The sequence below is a fragment of the Gordonia cholesterolivorans genome, from assembly GCF_039531975.1.
In the GTDB taxonomy this organism is placed as follows: Bacteria; Actinomycetota; Actinomycetes; order Mycobacteriales; family Mycobacteriaceae; genus Gordonia; species Gordonia sihwensis.
In genome coordinates this window covers 1-22,217 of the sequence record NZ_BAAARB010000025.1, presented here as the reverse complement: position 1 = coordinate 22,217, position 22,217 = coordinate 1, and the positions used below count along the sequence as shown (strand labels likewise).

The window sequence follows — 22,217 nt, the reverse complement described above, 5'->3', positions numbered from 1 at the left end:
GCCACAACCCCGAGCGCTCGCTCGGTAGGGCCGATGCAATAGTACCCGCAAGCCTCTCTCAGTACAGTTCGCGGATCCGGTCGGCTTCGGCGACGTCGTGTTCGGCGACCTGCGAGCGCGCCTGCCTGCGCCGATGCGTCACCCGGATCCAGAACACACCCGCGACGACGATCAGGACCGCGGCCGGGACCGCGACGGCCACGAGGACTCCGGAAGCACCCGACAGACCCTCGACCAGCAGCCAGACGGCGAATCCGAAGAACAGGACCGCCGCGCCCACCGCGATGGCGCGCTCGGGGAGATGCCTGCCGAGCAGTCGGCCGACGGCGATCGCGAGCGCGTCGGCGGCGACCATGCCGACCGTCGAGCCGATCCACACGCCCACCCAGTCGTGATCGGTGGCGAGCGTGATGGTGGCGAGCATCGTCTTGTCGCCGAGTTCGGCCAGCATGAACGAGCTCATCACGGCCAGGAACACCGATGCACCGACCCGTCGCGCCCGGGCGGACTCCTCTTCGTCGAGCTCGTCGCCCCGCAACGTCCAGAGTCCGAAGACCAGCATCGACAGTCCGGCCAGCACCGACATGATGTCGGACGGTATCGACAGGCCCAGGAAATGACCGAAGAAGACCGAGACGGCGTGGACGAGGGTGGTCGCGGTCAGGATCGCGGCCAGTACCACCCACCAGCGGTATCGGAGAGCGTAAGTCATCGCCATGAGCTGAGACTTGTCGCCCAGCTCGGCGACGAAGATGATGCCCGAGCTGAGCATCAGAGCGGCGAACATATCGCTAGGTTAGGGCGGCCTATCTGCCGTACGCAACAGATCGACGGCCTGGAAAATCGCTGGTAGGGAGCCCAAAAGGGGTGATTCGGGTACCCGTACCGACCCGCCCCGGGAGCCCTGAGCGTCGGTGTCCGGCACCCCGACCGGGCACAATGGACAGGTGGTCAGCAAAGCAATCGACGTCCCGGCGACGCCGACAGGGGGCCTGCGTGCCCGTGAGATCGCGGCCATCGCGATCTTCAGTGGTCTGACGGTGGTGCCCGCCGTCATCGTCTCCGTGGTGCCGTTGGCGGCGGCGCTCGGGTTCATGACACCGGTGCCGGTCGCGCTGCTCGCGGCGCGCACCCGCCCGCGGGCGGTCCTGGCGGCGATCGTCACGACGGTGGCGGTGACCTTCGTGGTCGCCGGACTGGGGCCCGCCTTCGCGGTGCTCGTCTCGGCGGTGATGGGCGGATTGATCGGCGAGGTGCATCGGCGCGGCGGGCGGATGCCCGCCATGGCGCTGATGTCGCTGCTGGCCTCGCCGATCCTCGCCGGGGTGTCGGTACTGCTGATGTGGGTACTGGTGCCGCTGCGCAAACTGGCACTCGAAGTCCTCGACAACGTGCTGACCGGAATCGCGAAGACCGCGCGCGCGATCAGACTCGACGCCGTCGGCGACGCGATGGACGCGCTCTCGCGCAATGTGGTCGACAACTGGTGGCTGTGGATGTGGATTCCCGGCGTGATCGGAACGCTGGTGACGCTGCTGATCGCCGGGTGGCTGCTGGGCAAGGTGCTCGACCGCCTCGACGAGGTGCCGCTGGAGGACACCCTGGAGATCGCCGGGATCGCCGACGGCGATCGCCCCGTGGAGCCCCTTCCGCTGCGCATGGCCGGGGTCGGCTACACCTATCCGGGGTCGGACCGGCAGGTGCTCCACAACATCGACCTCTCGCTGATCAGCGGTGAGTTCGTGGCTGTCGTCGGCGCAAACGGTTCCGGGAAGTCGACGCTCGCCAAGCTCTTGGCCGGGGTGGATCCGACCATCGGTATCGTCGACCGCCCGGGTGCGCCCGGCCTCGGCCGAGAGGGCGGAACGGCACTCGTCCTGCAGCGGCCCGAAGCCCAGATGCTCGGTGCGCGGGTCGCGGACGACCTCGTGTGGGGACTGCCCGACGACGCGGAGGTCGACGTCGACGGACTGCTCGCGGAAGTGGGTCTCGCCGGACTCGGCGACCGCGAGACCACTGATCTGTCCGGCGGTCAGCAGCAGCGACTGGCGGTGGCCGCCGCGCTCGCGCGCAGCCCGCAGCTGCTCATCGCCGACGAGGTGACGTCGATGGTCGACCCGGTCGGGCGCGCCGAGTTGATCGAGATCCTCGCTGAACTCCCGCGCCGCCGGGCGATCACCGTCGTGCTGATCACCCACCGCGACTCCGAGGCCCGCGCCGCAGACCGCGTGATCCACCTCGAGGCGGGCCGGGTGGTGGAGCACCATCCGGAGTGGATGCGGCCGGAGGCGATCAGCCCCCCGCTACCGCAACGGCACGACGAGCACGGGCAGGCGCTGCTCGTGGTCCGCGATCTGGCGCACACCTATCTGCCCGGATCGCCGTGGGAGGTCACCGCGCTGAAATCGGTGAACTTCCAGGTCAATTCCGGTGACGGTGTCCTCATCGTCGGCGGCAACGGCTCCGGGAAGTCGACCCTCGCCTGGATTCTCGCCGGACTGATCACCCCCACCCGCGGCTCGGTGCTGCTCGGCGGTGAGCCGACGGCGGAGCGGGTGGGCGACGTGGGACTCGGCTTCCAGCACGCGCGACTGCAATTGCAGAAGACGACGGTCGCCGACGAGATCATGGCGGTGGGCGGTCTCGAAGTCGGTACCGCCGAGGTCGGGCATGTGCTCGACCTGGTCGCGTTGCCGAGGGAGATCGCCGCGCGGCGGGTAGACGCCCTCTCCGGAGGTCAGATGCGCCGCGTGGTGCTCGCCTCCCTGATCGCCTCGGGGCCGGAACTCCTGGTGCTCGACGAGCCGCTGGCCGGACTCGATCCGCAGGCGCGCGAGGAGGTCCTCGCCGTCCTCGCCGGACTGCGGGAGAAGGGCGCGACCATCATCATCATCTCGCACGATCTGGAGTCGCTCGATCGGGTGTGCAACCGTCGGATCGAACTGGTCGACGGTGTGCTGGAAGGCGGTCTGTGATGCAGATTCCGATGCTGCGCGAGATCCCCGGCGATTCGCCGGTGCACCGGCTGTGGGCCGGCAGCAAGCTGATCATCATCTTCGTCCTGGGGCTCATGACGTGGGTCCTTCCCTCCTGGCCCGGGCTCGGCTTCGTCGCGATCTGCCTGATCGCCTTCGTGCTGATCGCCAAGATCCCGCTCGGCGCGCTGCCGCGGCCGCCGTGGTGGTTCTGGGCGCTGATGGCGGCGACGGTGGTGTGGTCGTGGATCGCCCGCGGCAGCGACGGCGGCATCACGGCGTTGCGCGGGGTTCTCCTCGGCCTGCTGGTGGTGTCGATGTCGGTGCTCGTGATCTGGACGACTCCGATGGCCGAATTGGCGCCGGCGCTGGCGCGCCTGATGTCGCCGCTGCGGATCCTCCGGCTTCCCGTCGACGAATGGGCCGTCACCATCGCCCTGGCGCTCCGCGGCCTTCCGCTGCTCGTGGAGGAGATCCGGCTCCTGTGGGCCGCGCACCGACTGCGACCGCGGTCGAGTTCGGACTCCGGACACCCTTCGGCGGAGCTGTCGGTGCTCGACATCATCGTGGCCGCGATGTCGTCGGCCATGCGGCGCAGTTCGGAGATGGCCGAGGCCATCACCGCGCGCGGCGGCACCGGGCGGCTGACCGCGTATCCGTCCCGTCCCGGCCGCATCGATGCGCTGGTGCTCGGGGTGTTCGCGGTGGCGTGTGCGGCCGCGGTCACCGTGAGCGTGATCTACCTGTAGTCAGCGGCGGCCCGTCGAACACAGCAAGAACGGTCAAGCGTCCGGCCGAGCGCCCCGGGGATACTCGGTGCATGAGCGAACCGAGGCCCGATCCGCTGCGCATGCTCCTCGACGCGGTTCTCGACGACGCGAACGACGATCTCGATGCGATGGCGGGCGAGGCGTACACCTCGCAGTTCCACTTCGCGCGGCAGGTGCGGCAGGGAAGTGGCGAGTCGCCGGTGGCGCTGCGGCGCAGAGTGACCCTGGAACGAGCCGCGTGGCAACTGCAGCGCGGCGCCTCGGTGACCGAGACGGCCTTCGCCAACGGCTACGGATCGGTGGAGGGGTTCAGCCGGGCCTTCGCCCGCGCGTACGGACACCCCCCGACGGCTCTGCCGCCCGCCGATCGATCCGGCCACTGGCTGCCGGCCCCGAACGGCATCCACTTCCATTCGCCGACCGCGCTCTACGTGGACGCCGGCGACAGCCGCACGGCAGGCTCCGGACCGGCCGGGGACGTCGTCGAGATCATGTCCAGGCACGACGTCGCGGACATCGGTGTGCTGATCGACGCCGTCGCGCAACTCGGCGACGACGAGTACACGCGGCGCAGGCTGCCCGGGAGCCGTCCGCGTTCTTGGGACGGGCCGGACGAATCACGTCGGAGGTGATGTGGCATCTCGTGGTCAGCAAGCAGCCGTGGCTGGCGACGATCGCCGGCGAACAGATGCCCGACCTCACACCGGTCCGCGAGATCGGGGCGCTGAGGGACCGGCACGCCGATGTCTCCGCGCGCTGGCTCGCCACCGTCCGCGACATCGATCGTCGCGACGCTTGGTCGGACCGAGTGGTCGATGCGCTGTGTGTACCGCCCGAGTCCTTTCTGCTGGGCCAGATCGTGGCTCATGAACTGACGTTCTCGGCACACCGTCGGCTGCTGGTGCGATGGATGCTCCGCGACGCGGGCGTCGACGTCGACGTTCCGGCCCTCGACCCCGACCCGATCGTCTGGCACCGACGCCACACCGGAGGAGGAACCCCATGACCGACTACACGTACTACACCGCTTCCACACTCGATGGATTCCTCGCTGATCCGGACGATTCGCTCGACTGGTTGCTGTCGCAGCCGATCGACGAGGACGGTCCGTTCTCGATCGCCGACCTGATGGCGGCGACCGGCGTGATCGTGATGGGCGCGACCACTTACGAGTGGGTGCTCGAGCACACGCCCGACGAGCCGTGGCCCTATCCGGATCAGCAGACCTTCGTCTTCAGTCACCGCGAACTGCCCCTGGTGCATCCCACGGTGAGAGTGATCTCCGGAAGCCCTGCCGAGCACCGCGAACTCCTGGAGACCGCGGCCGGTGAACTCGGCGTGTGGGTGGTCGGCGGCGGCGGCCTCGCCGCCGCCTTCGCCGCGGACGGGATGCTCGACGAGATGGTGGTCTGCTACGCCCCGGTCGCGCTGGGAGCGGGGCGGCCGCTGTTCACCCGGCCCTTCGACTTCGAATTGCTCGAGACCGCCCGGAACAAGGCCTTCGTGATCGCGCGCTATCGCGTGGTGGGGGCCAGGGGCCCGTCGCAGTGACAGTCGGACCGGTCCCTTCCGGGCCGGCCCCTCCCGAGACGCAGAGCGGCCCGGCACCTTTCGGTGCCGGGCCGCCGTGCCGGGTATGTCGCCGGGCCCAGTGTCAGGCCGGGACGATGAGGCCCGCGCCCTGGGTGCGGGCGCGATCGAAGCGCTCGCCGGCGTCGGCCCAGTTCACAACGTTCCACCAAGCCTTGACGTAGTCCGGCTTGACGTTCTGGTAGTCGAGATAGAAGGCGTGCTCCCACATGTCGAGCATGACGACCGGGATGAGGGCGGCGGAGGTGTTGCCGCTCTGGTCGGTCAGCTGCTCGATGACCAGACGCTGTCCGATGGTGTCCCAGCCGAGGATGGCCCAGCCGCTGCCCTGCAGGGTGGTGGCCGCCGCGGTGAAGTGGGCCTGGAACTTGTCGAAGCTGCCGAAATCGTTGGCGATCGCGTCGGCGAGGTCGCCGACGGGCTTGTCGCCGCCGTTGGGCGACAGGTTCTTCCAGAAGATCGAGTGGTTGGTGTGGCCACCGAGATGGAACGAGAGGTTGGCCGACAGTCCGTAGACCTTGCCGGCGATGGTGCCGTCTTCGCGCGCCTCGGCCAGCTTCTCCAGAGCGGTGTTGGCACCGTTCACGTAGGTCTGGTGGTGCTTGCTGTGGTGGAGCTCCATGATCTTGCCGGAGATGTGCGGCTCCAGGGCGCCATAGTCGTAGTCCAGCTCAGGCAGAGTGTATTCAGCCACGATGGTCCTCTCTGTGGAAAGTGTGAAAGATCCGTACCCGGGTCTGGTTTCTACATTTCCGTAGACTGAGACGCTTTGCAACAGAGGGCGGCCGACTGCGCGAAACCCGCCGACCGCCCGGGCTCAGATGAGCACGACGAGCACGATCGCCACGATGATCGCCGCGATGGTGGCCGCGGTCGCGGCGCACTGCTGTCCGATGTGCAGGTCGAGACGTGAAGTGTCCTCCGCGGGCCGATCGAGTGCTGACCGTGCCTGTCCCGCCATCGTTGAGCCTCCCCGACTGTTGGACGTGATGTGCCTCACACCAGACTTCCTGGGTACCAGACGCTACTCGGGATCGACGGCCCCGACAACCGTCCGGATCGACGTACGCTGGAATGCATGAGCCTCTTCGATCGGATTCTGGCCGCAGCCGACGTCAAACGCGTGATGGTGGCTCGCGACGACGCACTTCCCGGCCGTCGGGCGCCGATGCCGATACCGGCGGAGCATCGGGTGCTGCATCGGCCGCTGCGCGGGGCGGCCGACGAGAACGGAGAGTTCGCTCCGGCGGGTATCGGCGATTGGGGCCCGGACCTGCGCGCCGTGGTGTTGGCCGGCGGATGCTTCTGGGGGTTCGAGGAGATCTTCTGGCAGCTGCCCGGAGTCCACACCACCGCCGTCGGGTACGCGGGCGGCTACACGCCGAATCCCACGTATGAGGAGGTGTGCACCGCACAGACCGGCCACACCGAGTCGGTGCTTGTGGTCTACGACCCGGAGGTGCTGACCTTCCAGAAGATCCTCGAGGTCTTCTTCACCTCGCACGACCCCACCCAGGAGATGCGGCAGGGCAACGACATCGGCACTCAGTACCGGTCGGCCGTCTTCACCTTCGACGAGGCCGAGGCCGACCAGGCCGCGGCCGCCGCACGCCGGTTCGAACCGGTCCTCGCCGCTGCCGGCTACGGTCCGGTGACCAGCCAGATCTCGCTGATGTCGGAGGCCGGCGACGGGATGTTCTACTACGCCGAGGACTACCACCAGCAGTATCTGTTCACGAACCCCAACGGATACCGCTGCCATGCCACCACGGGCCTGGAGTTCCCGGCGGCAGGCTGACTCGCGGCCGTGACCGGAGCGATCAGTCTGCGCCAATGGAACCGCACGCTGCTCGAGCGGCAACACCTGATCGAGCGGGTGGACGAGGACGCCGTGGAGGTCGTCGACCGGTGCGTCGGCCTGCAGTCGCAGGATCCGCAGGCCGCGTTCTATGCGCTCGCCTCCCGGATCGAGGACTTCGATCCAGCCGAATTGGACAGTCTGATCCAGGATCGATCGATGGTCCGGATGGCGCTTCAGCGGGGCACGGTCTTCCTGATGGACGCCCTCGACGCGCGGTGGATCAGGGCGCTGCTGAGCCCGACGCTGATCAGCGGCGCTCGCCATCACGTCCGACGACTCGACGGTCCGACCCCGGACGAGGTGGCGGCCGTGGGCGCGCGGATCATCGGCGGTGGACCCGAGCCCGTGACGGCGGCCCGGCTGCGTACGGCGCTCTCGGAGACCTGGCCGGCCGAACCCGTCGACGCGATGGCCGCGGTGGTCCGGGCGTGGATGCCGCTGGTCCAGACGCCCCCGCGGGGACTGTGGCGACGGCCGGGCGGCCCGGCCTTCCGCCTACTGGACGACTGGATCGGACCGGGGGAGCCGGCCGTCGCCGGTGATGAGGCGATTCGCGACCTGATCCGCCTCTACCTGAGGGGTTTCGGGCCGTCGACGGTCGCGGCGGTGCAGACCTGGTCCGGTCTGCGCGGACTGCGCCCGGTACTGGAGCAGATGACGGACGACTGGGAGTTGGTGCGTCTCACCGGACCCGACGGACGGACGCTGTACGACCTGGACGGGCTGGCGCTCGCTGATCCGGAAACCGCGGTGCCGATTCGGCTCGTCGCACCCTTCGACAACGTGATCTTCACCGCCGCCGACCGCGCCCGAGTCGCCGACCCGGACGTCTACGCGCGGACCGTGACACCCAACGGGCAGTCGCCGGGATTCATCCTGGCGGACGGGCGACTGGCCGGGACCTGGCGGCGGACGGCGGCCGGCGTCGAGCTCACCGAGCTCGTGGACCTGCGGCCGGCGCAGCGCCGTGAGTGTGAACGTGAGGCCCGCAGACTCGCCGAATTGGGCTGACGGACGCGTGGGGCAGTCGGGGGTGGTCTCACACACCGGTCCGCGGATTGCGCGCAGTGATGCAGTAGAGCCGGCCGCACGGGTCGGCCATCTGCACACAGTCGGCGGAGCGCGCGACGACCGTCGCGCCCCAGCCCTCGTGCCGCTCCACTTCGTCCGGCACGTTGGTGGCGGCGATCGCGGTGTGCGCGCTGGCGACGCTCTCGTCGGTCCGCATGATGACGACCTGCAGCGAGAGTCGGGGACTGTTGTTGAGAGCGACCGCATCGACGCCCTCGGTGGGGCCGGCGTCTTTGCCGGTGAGTCCGGCCCAGAACTGCACCTCGGTGCCGAAGTCGGCGGACGGCACCTGGAATCGGAGCTGATCGATGATGCTGATGCCTCCTCCGGGCCACCGGATGGGCCGGGCCCGGACTGATTCGTTCCGCCACGGGATGAGGCAGAACACACCGCCGGCGGGCGAGCGCATCGTCACGACACCGTCGGCGACGGACTCGACCGTCGCGCCCCTCGACTCGGCCTCGAGCATCGCCTGCGACGGATCGTCCACGTGGAGATCCAGATGCATCCCGCCCGGACCGTCGTCGACCCGCTGGACACGCAGATAAGGGTCGCCGTGGAACGGTTCGAGCGTCGCGAACTCCTTGAACTCGCCGCGCGGCGGGGACACCGTACTGCCGGAGATCGCGCGCCAGAAGGTCACCTCCGCGCCGAATTCGGAGGCCGGGAAGTCGAAGAAAGCGGTGAGCCAGCGCACGTGCACAACCTCGGAGTGTAGTGTGCCGCGATCAGCGCCCGAGCAAGTCGCAAGTAGAACTTGAGGGTTTGTTCGACTGGGTTATCCCCACGTTGTCCACAGTGCACTTGGGGAAGAATCGCTTGGCCGTCAGGCGACAATCCAGGGGAAATGCGATGAAGATTCAGGGAATTGTCAGCCGGAATGAGACGTGCGACACAGAAAGTCTTGCTTTCACCTCCCCTTATCCACAAATCCACAGGGCTGTCCACAGGACTGGCGGAGGTTGTGGGTATGTGTGGATCGACAGTGCGACACGCCGCTGTGGATAAAAATATGCAACCTTGCATATGGGTGAGCGCGTTGCGCCGCTGGGCGGTTGTGGTAGCGCCGAAGGCTCCGCGATGCGATCATCCGCGGCGGCTCCGCATCGAGTTCGGGGCACTTGTGGAAGCATGGGAACGGTGAGCATGGACGAGATCGAGACGGTGGCGGTCACCGACCTCCCCGACGACTTCAGCGATGTCACCGACAAGGTCCTTCTCGACGTTCGAGAGAACTACGAGTGGGAGGAAGCCCACGTGCGCGGGGCGCTGCACATCCCGCTCGACGACGTGCCCGCGCGGATCGACGAGATCGACCTCGACTCCGAACTCCTGGTGATATGCCGGACCAGTGGGCGATCGTTCCGCCTGCTCCAGTACCTGGCGATGCGCGGTATCGACGGAACCTGCGTGGAGGGCGGCATGGTGGCGTGGCAGGCGGCGGATAAGCCCGTCGACACCGGAACCGAAGGGATGTACGGGAGCGGCGACGCCTGATGCTCGACGTCTGCCCCAGCTGCCGCATCCAGGCGCCGCATCGCGAGGGACGTGAACTGTGCCCGCGCTGCGGCCGTCGGCTCATGGTGCTCGACGCACAGGGCCGCGTGGTTCAGCGGCCGCAGTCCGGTGCCGCGCGAGGGGCTTCGGCACCGCGCACGAGTGTCGCGCGGGCCGGTCTGCGCTGGGTCGCCGACCGTCCGGCCGAGGCGCGTCCGGCTCCGGTCACGGTCCGCGCGCACGAATGGACGCCGACCCCGTCGTACCGGTACATACCGCGCTGGGGTCTGTCGGATCGCGGGCCGATCTCGCCGGGGGAGAACCCGGAGCCCGCGGACCCCGGCGACGTGCTGCTGCGCGCGCTGCGGATGGCGACCTCCATGCTCGGCGCGGCGGCGGTGGTGCATCTGATCCGGTACGTCATCGCGGCCGTCAACCGCTCGACGCCGATTCCGATGTGGCTGGATCTGCTCTCGGGCGCCGCGGTGCTCGTCTTCGGAGTCTTCGCCTTCGTCGCAATGCTGGTGGCACTCGTGGCCTTCGTGCGCTGGCTGCTTCCGGCGCGGGCCGCAGCGTATCGGGCCGCCGACCGCCGGGACCCGCGGCCGGCCCGCGTGGTACTGGCGCTGGCGGCGGTGCCGCTGGCCAATGTCGTCGGAGTTCCCCTGCTGCTCAGCGAGGCCGCGCTGTGCGGCGACGCTCCGGCTCCGGCGATCGGACGCATCAAGCGTCTGGGGACCGCGTGGGCGATCGTCAATCTCGTCGCGCTGATCGCGGTCTGCTATCGAATCGGCTCATGGTTCAGCGACTCGGTCCAGGTGAGCGCCAATGCGCTCGCGCTGGTCACGTTCTCGCTCGCGGTCTCCGCGGTCTTCGCCCACTGGGTGGGTCCGCGGCTGGTGACGGTCCTCACCGGCCCGGTCGGTTCCAGCGCATCCGGACGACGACTGGTGGCGGCATGATGTCGGCGGGTATCTCGCGCTCGGGCAAGCCCGCGGTGGTCGCGCATCGCGGCGCCTCCGGCGAGCTGGCCGAGCACACGTTGGCCGCTTACGAGCTGGCGCTGTCGCAGGGCGCCGACGGCCTCGAATGCGACGTCCGGCTGACCGCCGACGGCGAACTGGTCTGCATCCACGACCGCACCATCGACCGGACGTCCGACGCGAGTGGTGTGGTGAGCGAGATGAGCCTGGCGCAACTGCGTGAATACGACTTCGGCTCGTGGCACCGAAGCGGCCGGGCGGCGTCGGTGCTCACCCTGCGCGAATTGCTCACCCTCACCCTGGACTGGCATCGGCCGGTGCGGTTGTTCATCGAGACCAAGCATCCGGTCCGCTTCGGCAGCATGGTGGAACTCAAACTCCTCGAAGTCCTCCACGAGTTCGGCGTCGCTGCGCCGCCGTCTGCCGACCACAGCCGTGCCGTCGTGATCTCGTTCTCCCCGGCGGGTGTGTGGCGGGTGCGGCGCACCGCACCGATACTCCCGACGATCCTCCTCGGCGACAGCATCCGCATCATCGGCGGGACGGCGGCCACGGCTGTCGGCGCCACCGGTGTCGGACCGTCCATCGAGACCCTGCGGCTGCACCCCGACCTCGTCGATCGGGCCGCCGCAGCAGGCCGCGTCACTTACGCGTGGACGTGCGACGACCAGGCCGACGTGCAGCTGTGCGCCGACCTCGGCGTGCGCTGGCTGGCGACCAACTACCCGGCCCGAGTGCGGGACTGGCTCGTCACGGTGGAGTGAGACGTCAGCGATCGGGTGCCCTCGTGCGCCGCGTCCCGGCGGATGAGAGGCTGGTCGCATGGGAAAGAAGAGCAAGCGCGGCAGCGGCCCGCGTCCGGGGAGCAATCGAGCCGAGCGGGTCGCCGCCCGCAAGGCGCGGCAGGAAGCCGCACTGGCGGCGCCGGCGCGCCCGTTCGAAGGACTCAAGGCGGAATGCGATCTGGTGGCGTTGCGCGCCTTCATCGCTTCCGCCACTGCCCGGGTGCCGTTCGCCGCAGGGTTCGACGCGGCGCACGAAGCCGACTTCGCGACCATTCTGCCCGGTGCGGTGCCGGTCCAGGTCCGGCAGCGCGACGCAGCGGTCTTCGGCGAGCGCGGAGCGGCGGAGGGGGACGAGGGCGGGAAGGTCACCGGAGGCCTCGTGGCCCTGCAGACCAACCCCGAGCCGGCCGACCTCGCCGGCTCGCTGGCCGCGGCGCTGACCTGGGCGAGTGCAGCCGCCGCCGGCGACACCTACCCGGGCGGCGTACTCGGTCGTCCGCTCACCGAGATCATCGACCCGGAGGCCGAGCTCCAGGTGGTCGTGCATGAGGACTTCGGGTGGTGGTTCGCCGGCGACTCCGACGTTCCGGCGGAGCTCTCGATGATGCTCGAGCGCGCCAACGCGACAATCCTTCCGACCGCCCGGCTGCACCCGTCGAGCGGGGTCGGTGCACCGTGGTGGGTCGACGCAGGCGATCGTGCACATCTGAGGTGGGTGCGTCCGGAGGAGGAGACCGCGTTGATGAACGCACTCGCCCGCGTGCACGCGGCCGGCGGGCTGACCTTGGGCGAGGGTTCGCGCTTCGCGGGTTCGTTCCGCACCCACGGTCTGGTGGTTCCGGTTTTCGACCTCGATCCCGAGGCGCACCACGAGGAATGGCACTCGGGAGTCGAGGAGTTCGACGCCCGGCTGACCGAGGCGCTGGCGGAGACCTCCGACCTCACCGCCGCCGAGCGAAGCTCCCGGGCGGGCATCATCGGGCGTCAGGTCACGCTGCGGTAGCCGCCGGAGCCGTCCCGCCGGCCGTCAGAGGTTTCCGCCCGCGGCCGGCGGTTCGGCGGCGTCGGGTGCGGGGCCGCCGTTGTTGACCTCGCGTTCCACGAAGTTCTCGAGATCGAAGATGTTGCCGTTGGCGCGGTCGGTCTTCGCCAGATCGACGATCTGCTGGGTGACGATCTTCTCCTGCTTCAGCGCGAGTTCGATCGGGCCGCGGTAGTCGTCGAACTCGGTGATCGGGGCGTCGGCGGCGGGGATCTTGACATCGATGTCGCGGTCCAGGAAGTACTGGACGATCATCATCGCGTGATTGCGCTCTTCCACGGACTGGGCGTAGAAATGCTTCGCCAGCTGCGGCATGTCGTGGCTGTCGTAGTACACCGCGAGCGCGATGTACTGCTGAGATGCGGAGAACTCGTTGCTGATCTGGTCGTGCAGCAGCTGATGGAACGGCGTGCGCGGCGTTTCGGTCATGGGACGAGTCTAATGGCCCGGCTCCGCACCCGGCTGGTGGCGACGGGCGGCGCCCGACTCCGATCCGGTGGCGGCGGCCACTACGACACGGCGCCGGTTCCTCCGCTCAGCAGATCGGCTGGGACCGCCCGGCCGCGCGCGATGTAGTCGAAGAAACTCTTCGTCGTCTCGCCCGGTATCAGCGAGTCGCCGTCGTCGGTGAACTCGTCGCCGTCGGCCGGCGCCGTCGTGGTGATCGGATCACCGCTGATCTTGTACGCGAGCCAGGCCAGGTTCCAGATGTGGTCGCCGCTGTCGACGGTGACCGCGTCGACCGCCCCGCTGACGAACGGGAACAGCCGGAACGGGTTGAGCAGCACCCCTGGGCTCGTGGCCTTCGACATCAGTGCCGCGAGGAACTTGCGCTGGTTCACCACTCGCTCCAGGTCGGCGTTGGGGAAGGCGCGGGTGCGCACCAGTCCGAGTGCCTGAGCGCCGTCGAGTCTCTGGCATCCCGCGGGCAGGTTCAGCCCGGCCTTGGGGTCGTGCAGGGGCTGATCGAGGCACATCTGAACCCCGCCGACGGAATCGACGAGGTTGTCGAAGCCGCCGAACCCGATCTCGGCGTAGTGGTCGATGCGGACGCCGGTGAACTCTTCGACGGTCTGGACCAGTAGTTGCGGCCCGCCGTTGTTGAAGGCGGCGTTGATCTTGTGGCTGCCCATTCCGGGGATCGGCACGTACAGGTCGCGGGGGATGCTGATGAGCATCGGCTTACCCGAGGTCGGCAGGTGCGCCATCATGATGGTGTCGGTGCGCGCTCCGTCGGCGTCACCGGTCGCCAGGTTCTTCTTCTGTTCCTCGGTGAGTCCCTGACGGGAGTCGGTTCCGACGATCAGCCAGTTGGTTCCGGGAGTATCGCCGATCCGTCCGGGATAGCCGGACAGGGCGTTGACCCGATGCAGCTTGCCGTCGTAATAGAACAGCAGCCCGACTGGAATCACGACGAGCAGGAGCACGATCACGAGCAGGATCCGGCCCAGCCGGAACCGCCTGCGCTTGCGCGGTTTGGGAGAGGTCGCGGCGCGGCCGCGGCGCCGGGGCGGAGTCGGCGGCGGTGTGGACCGCCTCTCGTCGGAGCGACGGCGAGGCGGTGCGTCACCTGCGGCCGGTGCGGGAGACGGAGGGCGCCGCCGCCCCGCCGGGACCGGCTGGGGCTCCTGGCGCGGGGCGTAGCCGACCGCGCCGGGAGCGGCCGGGCGGGGACCGGCGGGCGGCGCCTGCCGGTTCGGGGGCAGCGGGTTCTGGGGCGGCGGCGCGGGCGAACGTCGCCGCGAACGGGGGTCGGGTTCCTGCGACCACGCGAGTGGCGGCCGGTAGCCCGGCTCCCCGGGCGGCGGACCGGAGACCCTGCGGGTCGGCGCCTCCGGTCGAGGGCCTCCGCTCGGTCGCCGCTGGTACGGCGGCTCGGGTCGCTGGGAGTTCATCTGAACTACGCTACCGGTCCCGCCACCGTCGGTGCGGCCGCCGAGCGGCGCGGCACCTCGGGCGAGGTCGCCGGTCAGACCGTCGCCGCAGCCGTCGTCTCAGCGACGAGACTGTCAGGCTCGTCGTGAAAGGGCCTTGAGGACGACGAGGAGCAACACCGCACCGGCGAGCGCGGTGAGGAATGTGAACCACATCCCGGCGCTGGCGGTGTCGAGGAAGAAGCTCAGCACGAATCCGCCGATCAGAGCACCGACCACGCCCACGACGATGTTGGCGAACAGGCCCATCTGTGCGTCCACGCCGGTGATCTTGCTTGCGAGCCATCCCGCCACGCCGCCGATGATGATGTAGCCGATCCAGCCCACAGAGGTGAACATGGACGAGCGCGCCAGAACCTCGTCGGCGAGCAGTAGGTGGTCGGTCATGCCGGCTCCTTGAGTGAGATCTCGGTCTTTGCAGGTCGGTGGAGAACTTCACGGGGAATGCCCGCGGACCCCGGAGACGAAACATCCGTCGGCATCGGCTGTGCGCGCTCGTACGCCCACGTACGACCGCGAGAGCCTTCTCCTCGGGGAGTCGCGTCGAGATTCGCCGAGGTTTCAGAGCGGTTCGGTCGGGTACCCGCTGGGCAGCGACAGCGTTGTCAAGCAGGGGAGTGATGGCCGTGACCGACATCTGGGGGCCGCGCACCCCGTACAAGAGGGCCCAGATGTGGCCGCGACGGGTCGATACCGAGCTGGCGGCCGGCACGACGTCAGACGACGTGGACTGTTGGGTACCGACCGCGTCGGTTCTTCACTCGAATGGCGACGGCCTCGAGATCGCCGTCCGGAGAGGTCGGATCGTCGGAATCCGAGGCCGTGCCGACGACCGGATCAACCGCGGAAGGCTCGACGTCAAAGACCGCTACGGCTGGAAGGCCAACGCCTCCCCGGACCGGCTCAGCACGCCGATGGTGCGCAAGGACGGTGAACTCGTCCCCACCGACTGGGACACCGCGATGAGCCGGATCGCCGAACACGCCGAGGACCTGCTGATGTCGAGATGCAGCGAAGATTAGCAAGGTGGTCCCGCTTGTTTAACAAGCCTGATCACGGCGTAAGAATCGCCCTGACTAGGGCAAACATGGTCAGGCGAGCGTTGCCCGTAGCCCGCGTTTCGGTATGATTTCCTGCTAATTTTGCCGGGGAATCTATTCCTGGAAATCGCCGAGTGCGCGGGTGAAACCGGGCGACGAAGGGGCTGAAGTGACCGGCGGCTGGCGGCAGGCTATCGGCGATTGGCTTGTGGGATGAGCTCGTCTAATTCGCAGATGACGTTGGTGCTGGTTTTGGGGATGTGCTCGGCGGATTCGACGCTTGCTCGGTGACTCCGTGACCGGGCTTGGTCAGCGGAAGGGTTGCGAGGTGCTTCTGGAGCCGCTTCGACATCGGCATGAACGTGACGAAGGTCAGGCTTCCCGAGACAACCGCGCCTACCAGCGGCACGACCTTGGCTGCGCTCTTGGCGAAGACCTGCTTGGTCATCTGAATGCCCAGGAGCCCTGCAACCTTCTTGACCACCGGATATATCGCACCCTTGGTGAGAGCCTTCTGCGGCAGCTTCCTGGCCACTTCACTTGCGATCAACTTCGAGACTTGCGCCACGCCGGCCTGGGCCGCGTTCACGCCAAACATCACGCCGATGAACAGCGTGAGCATGCTTTCGGTCGCGGAGTCCATTCCGTCGGCGCTGTCGTCGAAGAGCTCCGGCCAGCTGTAGATGTAGGCGAGCTTCTGGACGACGCGAAGAAGGTGCCCATAGTACTGCGCGATATCAGCCGGGACCGTGCCGATCGCTGCGAGGCCTCCAGGGATGCCGGCTGCCGTGGAAAGTGTCGTCACCTTGCCGGTCTCGAACTTGATCACGCTGTTGGCGATCTTGTCGATCACTTGAGGTGTTACGCCTGCTTCGGCCGGTGTTGTGGCGATAGCGAGTTTGATCTGCTCGTCGGTGCAGTATCGCTTCAGCTCTCTGCGGAGGAAGGCCTCCCGGTTGATCTGCACACCCGGCAGCTGAGCCGATGCCTGCAGCGTCTGCTCGAACTTCGTCGACGGAGCGACCTGATTGCCTTTGGCCATGGGAGCAACCTATCGCAGCCTTCCGACACGGACCGCTGATGGGGCGAAGGAGACGTCGGCCTATCACCCGAAATGCCTCGCTGACCGATTGTCGACTTGCTCCCTTAGTAGCCCTTCGACCTCGATTTCTTGCTAGATTTGGTGCTAATTCCTGCGGAAGCGGAGGTGTCACTTGACCGAGAGTTCCCGCGCGGCGGTGACGTGGCGGTTCCGATTCGCTGGCGACAAGGTGTCCCGCGTGTTGAACTGGCGGTCCGACGGTCCGCCGGATCTCGCACGTGTAGTTCCGATTCGCAAGCCTCGATCCTCGGAACGTCACCGGCACATACCTGTCACTGCGTATTCACTGACCATGCGCGACCACCTAGAACTCGAGTCGGGCCTCGAGCATGACCTCTTGCGACGCCTGGACCGGCTCAACGATATCGTCGCGCTGATACCGCAACCGTGTCAGCTGAAGCGGGGCGGATCGTCCTCGGCGAAAAACACGCCCGACTTACTCAGCCTTGACGACACCGGGGCGGTAACGCTCTGGAATGCACGCCTGCCGCACAAGATGGACGACAAATTCAAGCTTCAGGTCGCAATGGTCGAGGCCGCCTGCGCGAATGTGGGATGGCGTCACGAGGTATTCAACGGACTCGACCGCGTAGAACGCCTAAACCTTCTGTGGCTGCACGGCTACCGCCGAAGGCCTTCCTGGTATGACCAGGTGGCTGGCGAGATCGGGAAGGAAGCAAGTAACGACGCCGCGACTCTGGGCTCCCTATTTCGTCTGGATACCGGAAACGGGGAGGCCATCGCCGTGGTCTGGCACATGGTCTGGTCCGGTGAGCTGGATACCAACCTCTCGAAGCGATTGACGATGGAAACGCCAGTGCGCGCGGGACTGGTGGCGTAGTGGACACAAGTCGCACAGTGGTTGAGGTCGGTGGCCGACTTCTGACTGAGTGGGGAACCGGTCTGGTGACAGCGGTATCAGCGGCCGGCGTAGACCTCCGCACCAGCGTCGGCGATTCCTTGCACGTCGATTGGCCCGAACTCGCAGAGGTGCGAGTCGTGGTCGATGGCGATGTAGCGCCAATCAGACCGGCGCTCCGCCCGTACTGGGATGGCCTGTCTGAGGAAACGCGCCGAGCCGCCCTCGACAAACTTGAAATCGTGCATGAGATACTGACCGGCTACCGGGACGGTCACGCCGAACTCGCGCGCGATGGCGAACCGCGCCCACCCTTCGGCGAAGGCTTCGGCGTCTCCGAGGCGGCGCGCTGTCGCGCGATGGCGGTCGCGTTGCAGCAAGAAGCTGTGGGAGATCGTGCCCTACAACGCCGCATCGCGAACGGTGAGATCAAGCGATCGGCTCCGGTCGACAGCACCATCCGCAACTGGGTGCGTGCATGGAAACGCGACGGACTACTCGGGCTCCTCGATGCCAGATCCCTGCGTCGCGAACAGACGTGGGAGCGAATCGATGAGCGCTATCGGACTGTTGCTGAGTTGGTCTTCGCCACCCTGGACGGAGATCGGGCGGACGCCAACATCAGCGAGCTTGATCGGCGGATCAAGGTTGAGCTCAAGCGTGCAGGGCACGTGGATGTCTCCACGCCGCAGCGTCTGACGGCAGAGTATCTCGCGCACCTCAAACGGGGCGCGGGCGCAACAACCCGCACCCAGAGAAGCCGGTCGCTACAGCGCGTGTCGGGCAAAGAGCACTTCCCCGCAATCAGGCCTGGGCAAATAGTCGCCATCGACGCCACGAGGGCGGACAACCTCGTATACGACCCGCTTCTCGGGCGACCCTTCAGCGTCGAAATCCTCACTGCAATCGACGTCGCCACCAGAGTGGTCCTCGCACTGCGCGTGGTGCCGAAGAGCGCCGATGGAATCGATGCCGGGCTACTTCTCTACGACATCTGCCGCCCGTTCTCGATGATGGTGGAGGGCACCACCATCAGTCACTGGCGCTGGGCCGGTTTGCCCCAAGTCGTCGACGCTTCTGATGTCGCGGTCAACGTTGGGCGCAGAAGTGTTGCACCCGATTTCACTACGCTTCAAGGAGAGCACCACATCCCTGGCGTCATGCCGGACGCGATCCGCGCCGACCACGGTTCGATCTTCGTGTCCGATCACTTCCGCGCGATTCTGCGCGACTTCGGGATTGACTTGTTGCTCAGTCGCGGGAAGAAGCCAACGGACAACCCCCACGTTGAACGCTGGCACGAGACGCTACAACGGGCCGTTCAACAGCTCCCCGGCTACAAAGGTCGCAATACCTCGGAGCGCGGTCGATTGGTCGCCGAGGAGGCATTGGTCACGGCCGCCGAACTGGAAGAACACCTTCGGCGATTCGTCGCCTTGGACTACCACCGGTCGTGGCACACAGGCTTGGTTATCGGTGGTGAGCCCACCGCTCGCACCAGTCCTTTGGAGCTCTGGGACATCATGCTCGACGTCACCGGCCGTATCGACGTACCGCAGCGTGCAGACATGATCTATCAGATGCTTCCGGTCAAGTGGGGCACAGTCGGAGTCGCAGGTGTCGAGTTTGCTGAGATGGTCTACGACGGCAAGCTGCTCGATGATTTTCGGAATGTCGCACGGGGCCAGTTCAGGGACGACGACAACAAGGTTCCCTTTCTTGTCGACCCGCACGACTTGTCGAGCATCTGGTTCCCGCACCCCGAGACCGGCCGTGTACGCCCCGTTGCGTGGCGAGGATCTTTCTTCACTGACGCGCCGATGACCGATACGATCGTTCAGGCTGTTAGGCGGCGCGTCCGCGAACGCGGCGGCAACCACATTCTGAGTCGGGGCTCAGCGCAGCGGCAGATCCTCGACGAGCTCACGGAACTCACCTCTGGGCCCGTTCCAACTGACTGGACTGCCAAACTGTCAGCCGCGCACCGCAGAGTTGAACAATCGCGCAAAGACCACGAAGAAGCTCAGGCAGCCCAAGGTGCAACCCGCGACGAAGCCACTCAGTCGGGCGGCAACGAAGCACGCACCAAGACGCCCCATACCGATTCACCCCAGGACGACGTTCCCTTGGACATCCTCGACGTCCCGTGGCCGACGATGCGGGCCGACTCCTGATGGACTCTCTCGCTTGGCATTTGGCTTGCACCAAAACGGAGTTGCCAGAACCACCTCTGTACACGTCGGCTGGTTGGGACAGGATGACATCCGAGGACCGCTCGCGGGCGGTCGATGCGCTGCGTCAATGGATGAATGGACTCTACGTCGAAACGGCCGAGACCCGCGCAGTCGCAGACCGACTCACTGAGATCGTGCAGGAGAATTCTGAAACGGGCCCCGGTGCGAAGGCAATAGCGTCGGTCACAGGCGCAAGCACGCTCGGGAAGAGCACGGCGGTCCGCCGCTGGGCCACAAGGAAATACGTGGAATGGATCGTAGGCGCACCGAAAGGCCCTGCAGAACTGCCCACGTGGAACCCTCAGCCAACGATCGACGCAGACCTATGCCCCGTCGTTTGGGTCAACCTGCAATCTGGCTCGATGGTCAAAGGATTCAACTCCCAAGTCCTTGACTTCTTCCGCTTATCCGCCAGCGGCGCCGCCCACCAGACGTCAACCGCCGCGGTCAGGGCATTGGCACGCCACGGCGTGCGCACCCTTCTCATCGACGACTTCCATCTACTGCGTACCAACTGGAAGGGCGGCCGGGAGGTCCTCGATCACGTGAAGTACATGAACACCGAGCTCGGCGAATTCAACGCCAGCTTAATTCTGGTTGGGACAGACCTCGAATCCAGTGAAGCCATGAGCGATGCCCAGCTTATCGGCCGCCTCCAGCCAATGAGCTTCAGTCCTTACGGAATCGAGACTTCGGAGGAGCAACACGCGTGGCAGCAACTGCTCTACGGGCTGGAAGGTTATCTCCTTCCGCATCTCCCTCGGGCAAGCGAAGGGCTTCTCACTTCACAGCTCGCGGGGCCCATCTGGAAGCGATCTCAGGGCTACGTCGGTGACGCGACACGCCTCCTCCGCATTGCGACACTTGCAGCGATCGCCGACGGCACGCACACGATCAACCCAGAACACCTGAAGGAAGTCCGCCTCAGTAAACGAGCGCACGCAGCAGAGGCGGAAATCGATCTTCGGCGCCGCAGCAAGCAGAGCAGGGTGTGATGTCACCGGCAGACAACGGAAGGGGGCTATCCATGCGAGAGCCTCGTATCGGCTATCTGCCTGCTCGACCGATTCCAGCCGACGATGAATCGCTGGAGTCCTTCGTATTGCGCGCGGCGACGGCGAATTGCACCACCGTCACCAAGATCCTTGGTCGAAGTCAGTTATCGCGATCAGCGTCTGACTACGAGCCGATTCTGCGGCACCTGGCCACGCTGACGCGCCAGCCATTCTCGCGCATTTCGGCGATGACCCTTGATGACTGCCATAGTCGAGTGCTCGCGAAGGAAGGCTGGCTGGCAAGTGAGTGGGGTCAGCATTGCCGTTGCGCCCCAAACGGAGTGGCACGGCGAGAGTGGGCTTTGGCTCTGTCTCCGGTCTGCTTCTACTGCGGGCACCTCATCGGGATGCCCGGTAGTGGCACTGCGCAGTTGACCAGAGTTCCCAATCGGATTCTGTCGGTCTGCAAGGAGGTCTCGTCCGCTGCACACAGATCTACGACTGACTTCGATGCACTCGACCGACTTGAGTGTCTCCGTGCGGAACTACCCTCGGTGGCTCGTCGGCTCAGTCGAGGATCTGCACACTGGATCCCAGCTGATGCTCAGTTGGTGACCACTGCGACGGCAGATCTTGCGACGAGTCACGAGTCCGAGGAAGAGCTACCGCGATCTCCTGCCGTTCGTGCACTGGCCATCGCAATGGCCTGGGAAGAACAGCGAACGTGGCTGACACCACGAGTATCTCCACATCCACGTCCCACTCCTGTCCGACCAGAGAATTCTGAAATACCCGATTCGCAGGTCTTCACTCGACGGGTACTCCGCACAGGCGCGAAGACTGTCAAGACCATGCGGTTACCGAAGAGCTCAGTCCGCCATCCACGCGGCGAAGATCTGATGCGGCTGGCGCTTGGCCATACGCAATTGACGCTTGACCACATCCCAGGGATCTACCGGCAAGAAGGCGAACCGTTCGTGCTCGACCCCGCCCAGTGGTTGTGGCGTTCCAGAGTCGCGCTACTTCTCAGTCAATGTGTTCGGTTGCGCGATCATTGGAGCCTTGCCGACGAGCCGACCTACCGTCTGACGAAAGCTGGTAGCTACTCGATTTGCATAGGGGCGTGGCCGAAATGGACTCCGATCTTCCACCGCGAGAGCGACATTGCCCATGCGATGAATCTGGCGCGAGCTCTATGCCTCGACGAGCTCGTCAACTACCGTGAGCGCCGCGACGCGTTAAGACGGATTGAAGCCGCCCCGCCGGACCTGGTCGGCACCCTGCCCGCAGCCGCCCGGAACTTCGATGGCTGCGCCCGGCTCGCCGCATCTTGGATGTGGTTCGATGCAACCGGCGGTGTCATACCGTCGTAGCAACACTGCAGGCCACGAGGGGTTGCGGGTAGCGCGGTAGGAGACCCTGGGTGGGGCTGGGACGGATGATGTTGACGGTGGCGGACCGGACGGAGATCGCGGTCGG

At 66.7% G+C, this 22,217-nt stretch carries 21 protein-coding genes and 3 pseudogenes; 16 read left to right on the top strand and 8 right to left on the bottom strand.

The features are described from left to right. Window positions 1-58: 58 nt before the first annotated feature. Window positions 59-787: a TMEM165/GDT1 family protein gene (locus tag ABFX36_RS17150; RefSeq protein WP_006898091.1), complete on the bottom strand. Its 729-nt coding sequence runs from the start codon at window positions 785-787 to the stop codon at window positions 59-61. A gap of 160 nt (window positions 788-947) precedes the next feature. Between ABFX36_RS17150 and ABFX36_RS17145 the strand changes: the two genes are divergently transcribed. The 4 genes and pseudogenes from ABFX36_RS17145 (at window position 948) to ABFX36_RS17130 (ending at window position 5,296) form a co-directional block, all read left to right on the top strand. Then, window positions 948-2,975 (top strand): ABC transporter ATP-binding protein, encoded by a 2,028-nt coding sequence (locus ABFX36_RS17145; RefSeq protein ID WP_045539365.1) that lies wholly within the window; start codon window positions 948-950, stop codon window positions 2,973-2,975. Next, complete coding sequence (locus ABFX36_RS17140) at window positions 2,975-3,724, top strand: energy-coupling factor transporter transmembrane component T family protein (RefSeq protein WP_006898089.1); 750 nt, start codon at window positions 2,975-2,977, stop codon at window positions 3,722-3,724. The genes ABFX36_RS17145 and ABFX36_RS17140 overlap by 1 nt, the downstream gene beginning before the upstream one ends. A gap of 71 nt (window positions 3,725-3,795) precedes the next feature. After that, window positions 3,796-4,751: pseudogene (locus ABFX36_RS17135) on the top strand (helix-turn-helix domain-containing protein). Continuing rightward, on the top strand, window positions 4,748-5,296 hold the full coding sequence (locus tag ABFX36_RS17130; protein ID WP_006898087.1) for a dihydrofolate reductase family protein: 549 nt from the start codon (window positions 4,748-4,750) through the stop codon (window positions 5,294-5,296). The pseudogene ABFX36_RS17135 and the gene ABFX36_RS17130 overlap by 4 nt, the downstream one beginning before the upstream one ends. Before the next feature lie 103 nt (window positions 5,297-5,399). On the opposite strand, the gene ABFX36_RS17125 is transcribed toward ABFX36_RS17130, so the two are convergent. Both ABFX36_RS17125 and ABFX36_RS17120 read right to left on the bottom strand, forming a co-directional pair. Then, window positions 5,400-6,029 carry a superoxide dismutase gene (locus ABFX36_RS17125; RefSeq protein WP_045539355.1) on the bottom strand — a complete coding sequence of 210 codons (630 nt, stop codon included), beginning with the start codon at window positions 6,027-6,029 and terminating at the stop codon, window positions 5,400-5,402. A gap of 123 nt (window positions 6,030-6,152) precedes the next feature. Next, entirely contained in the window at window positions 6,153-6,296 is a 144-nt protein-coding gene (locus tag ABFX36_RS17120) for a hypothetical protein (protein ID WP_156150494.1), read from the bottom strand. A 117-nt stretch (window positions 6,297-6,413) separates the two neighbouring features. On the opposite strand from ABFX36_RS17120, the gene msrA reads away from it, so the two are divergent. Both msrA and ABFX36_RS17110 read left to right on the top strand, forming a co-directional pair. Continuing rightward, complete coding sequence (gene msrA, locus ABFX36_RS17115; protein ID WP_006898085.1) at window positions 6,414-7,133, top strand: peptide-methionine (S)-S-oxide reductase MsrA; 720 nt, start codon at window positions 6,414-6,416, stop codon at window positions 7,131-7,133. A 9-nt stretch (window positions 7,134-7,142) separates the two neighbouring features. After that, complete coding sequence (locus ABFX36_RS17110) at window positions 7,143-8,207, top strand: winged helix DNA-binding domain-containing protein (protein WP_346077537.1); 1,065 nt, start codon at window positions 7,143-7,145, stop codon at window positions 8,205-8,207. 28 nt (window positions 8,208-8,235) lie between these two features. On the opposite strand, the gene ABFX36_RS17105 is transcribed toward ABFX36_RS17110, so the two are convergent. Further along, complete coding sequence (locus ABFX36_RS17105) at window positions 8,236-8,970, bottom strand: VOC family protein (RefSeq protein ID WP_006898083.1); 735 nt, start codon at window positions 8,968-8,970, stop codon at window positions 8,236-8,238. Window positions 8,971-9,413: 443 nt separating this feature from the next. Between ABFX36_RS17105 and ABFX36_RS17100 the strand changes: the two genes are divergently transcribed. From ABFX36_RS17100 to ABFX36_RS17085, 4 genes are read left to right on the top strand one after another with little or no spacing between them, the layout of a single operon-like run. Beyond that, window positions 9,414-9,764 carry a rhodanese-like domain-containing protein gene (locus tag ABFX36_RS17100; protein WP_006898082.1) on the top strand — a complete coding sequence of 117 codons (351 nt, stop codon included), beginning with the start codon at window positions 9,414-9,416 and terminating at the stop codon, window positions 9,762-9,764. After that, entirely contained in the window at window positions 9,764-10,726 is a 963-nt protein-coding gene (locus tag ABFX36_RS17095) for a DUF4328 domain-containing protein (RefSeq protein ID WP_278125729.1), read from the top strand. Before ABFX36_RS17100 ends, ABFX36_RS17095 begins: the two co-directional genes overlap by 1 nt. After that, window positions 10,723-11,511, top strand: a complete 789-nt coding sequence (locus ABFX36_RS17090; protein ID WP_085950764.1) for a glycerophosphodiester phosphodiesterase family protein — start codon at window positions 10,723-10,725, stop codon at window positions 11,509-11,511. The genes ABFX36_RS17095 and ABFX36_RS17090 overlap by 4 nt, the downstream gene beginning before the upstream one ends. 58 nt (window positions 11,512-11,569) lie before the next feature. After that, a complete protein-coding gene (locus ABFX36_RS17085; protein WP_346077535.1) occupies window positions 11,570-12,535 on the top strand; it encodes a DUF5926 family protein in 966 nt (321 codons plus the stop codon). Between the two features lie 24 nt (window positions 12,536-12,559). Here ABFX36_RS17085 and ABFX36_RS17080 read toward each other — a convergent pair whose 3' ends face one another. From ABFX36_RS17080 to ABFX36_RS17070, 3 genes are all read right to left on the bottom strand, one after another. Further along, window positions 12,560-13,003: a ferritin gene (locus tag ABFX36_RS17080; RefSeq protein ID WP_346077533.1), complete on the bottom strand. Its 444-nt coding sequence runs from the start codon at window positions 13,001-13,003 to the stop codon at window positions 12,560-12,562. Between the two features lie 80 nt (window positions 13,004-13,083). Next, window positions 13,084-14,469, bottom strand: coding sequence for an LCP family protein (locus tag ABFX36_RS17075; RefSeq protein WP_346077531.1), 1,386 nt, complete (start codon window positions 14,467-14,469; stop codon window positions 13,084-13,086). Window positions 14,470-14,583: 114 nt separating this feature from the next. After that, on the bottom strand, window positions 14,584-14,895 hold the full coding sequence (locus ABFX36_RS17070; RefSeq protein WP_006897154.1) for a GlsB/YeaQ/YmgE family stress response membrane protein: 312 nt from the start codon (window positions 14,893-14,895) through the stop codon (window positions 14,584-14,586). A gap of 233 nt (window positions 14,896-15,128) precedes the next feature. On the opposite strand from ABFX36_RS17070, the pseudogene ABFX36_RS17065 reads away from it, so the two are divergent. After that, window positions 15,129-15,506: pseudogene (locus tag ABFX36_RS17065) on the top strand (nitrate reductase); the annotation flags it as partial. A 265-nt stretch (window positions 15,507-15,771) separates the two neighbouring features. On the opposite strand, the gene ABFX36_RS17060 reads toward ABFX36_RS17065, so the two are convergent. Next, window positions 15,772-16,590, bottom strand: coding sequence for a hypothetical protein (locus ABFX36_RS17060; protein ID WP_006896694.1), 819 nt, complete (start codon window positions 16,588-16,590; stop codon window positions 15,772-15,774). Between the two features lie 196 nt (window positions 16,591-16,786). On the opposite strand from ABFX36_RS17060, the gene ABFX36_RS17055 reads away from it, so the two are divergent. The 5 genes and pseudogenes from ABFX36_RS17055 to ABFX36_RS17035 all read left to right on the top strand — a co-directional run bounded on the left by ABFX36_RS17055 (window position 16,787) and on the right by ABFX36_RS17035 (window position 22,111). Further along, the gene (locus tag ABFX36_RS17055) at window positions 16,787-17,491 is read left to right on the top strand and encodes a TnsA-like heteromeric transposase endonuclease subunit (protein WP_306302654.1); all 705 of its coding nucleotides are present in this window, start codon (window positions 16,787-16,789) and stop codon (window positions 17,489-17,491) included. Between the two features lie 377 nt (window positions 17,492-17,868). Further along, on the top strand, window positions 17,869-19,683 hold the full coding sequence (locus ABFX36_RS17050; protein WP_020173033.1) for a DDE-type integrase/transposase/recombinase: 1,815 nt from the start codon (window positions 17,869-17,871) through the stop codon (window positions 19,681-19,683). 83 nt (window positions 19,684-19,766) lie between these two features. Continuing rightward, the gene (locus ABFX36_RS17045; RefSeq protein ID WP_223259049.1) at window positions 19,767-20,738 is read left to right on the top strand and encodes a TniB family NTP-binding protein; all 972 of its coding nucleotides are present in this window, start codon (window positions 19,767-19,769) and stop codon (window positions 20,736-20,738) included. Then, window positions 20,738-21,109, top strand: a pseudogene (locus ABFX36_RS17040) (TniQ family protein); the annotation flags it as partial. The gene ABFX36_RS17045 and the pseudogene ABFX36_RS17040, both read left to right, overlap by 1 nt. Window positions 21,110-21,589: 480 nt before the next feature. Then, a complete protein-coding gene (locus ABFX36_RS17035; protein WP_346077557.1) occupies window positions 21,590-22,111 on the top strand; it encodes a hypothetical protein in 522 nt (173 codons plus the stop codon). The last annotated feature ends 106 nt before the right edge of the window (window positions 22,112-22,217 follow it).

What these genes read in the sequence shown, in the direction of transcription:
- ABFX36_RS17130 (WP_006898087.1), top strand. Translation starts at nt 4,748, where the DNA reads ATGACCGACTACACGTACTACACCGCTTCCACACTCGATGGATTCCTC.
- ABFX36_RS17120 (WP_156150494.1), bottom strand. Translation starts at nt 6,296, where the DNA reads ATGGCGGGACAGGCACGGTCAGCACTCGATCGGCCCGCGGAGGACACT.
- ABFX36_RS17050 (WP_020173033.1), top strand. Translation starts at nt 17,869, where the DNA reads ATGGCGGTCGCGTTGCAGCAAGAAGCTGTGGGAGATCGTGCCCTACAA.
- ABFX36_RS17080 (WP_346077533.1), bottom strand. Translation starts at nt 13,003, where the DNA reads ATGACCGAAACGCCGCGCACGCCGTTCCATCAGCTGCTGCACGACCAG.
- ABFX36_RS17085 (WP_346077535.1), top strand. Translation starts at nt 11,570, where the DNA reads ATGGGAAAGAAGAGCAAGCGCGGCAGCGGCCCGCGTCCGGGGAGCAAT.
- ABFX36_RS17035 (WP_346077557.1), top strand. Translation starts at nt 21,590, where the DNA reads ATGCGGTTACCGAAGAGCTCAGTCCGCCATCCACGCGGCGAAGATCTG.
- ABFX36_RS17045 (WP_223259049.1), top strand. Translation starts at nt 19,767, where the DNA reads ATGACATCCGAGGACCGCTCGCGGGCGGTCGATGCGCTGCGTCAATGG.
- ABFX36_RS17060 (WP_006896694.1), bottom strand. Translation starts at nt 16,590, where the DNA reads ATGGCCAAAGGCAATCAGGTCGCTCCGTCGACGAAGTTCGAGCAGACG.
- ABFX36_RS17075 (WP_346077531.1), bottom strand. Translation starts at nt 14,469, where the DNA reads ATGAACTCCCAGCGACCCGAGCCGCCGTACCAGCGGCGACCGAGCGGA.
- ABFX36_RS17100 (WP_006898082.1), top strand. Translation starts at nt 9,414, where the DNA reads ATGGACGAGATCGAGACGGTGGCGGTCACCGACCTCCCCGACGACTTC.
- ABFX36_RS17150 (WP_006898091.1), bottom strand. Translation starts at nt 787, where the DNA reads ATGTTCGCCGCTCTGATGCTCAGCTCGGGCATCATCTTCGTCGCCGAG.
- ABFX36_RS17140 (WP_006898089.1), top strand. Translation starts at nt 2,975, where the DNA reads ATGCAGATTCCGATGCTGCGCGAGATCCCCGGCGATTCGCCGGTGCAC.
- msrA (WP_006898085.1), top strand. Translation starts at nt 6,414, where the DNA reads ATGAGCCTCTTCGATCGGATTCTGGCCGCAGCCGACGTCAAACGCGTG.
- ABFX36_RS17090 (WP_085950764.1), top strand. Translation starts at nt 10,723, where the DNA reads ATGATGTCGGCGGGTATCTCGCGCTCGGGCAAGCCCGCGGTGGTCGCG.
- ABFX36_RS17095 (WP_278125729.1), top strand. Translation starts at nt 9,764, where the DNA reads ATGCTCGACGTCTGCCCCAGCTGCCGCATCCAGGCGCCGCATCGCGAG.
- ABFX36_RS17070 (WP_006897154.1), bottom strand. Translation starts at nt 14,895, where the DNA reads ATGACCGACCACCTACTGCTCGCCGACGAGGTTCTGGCGCGCTCGTCC.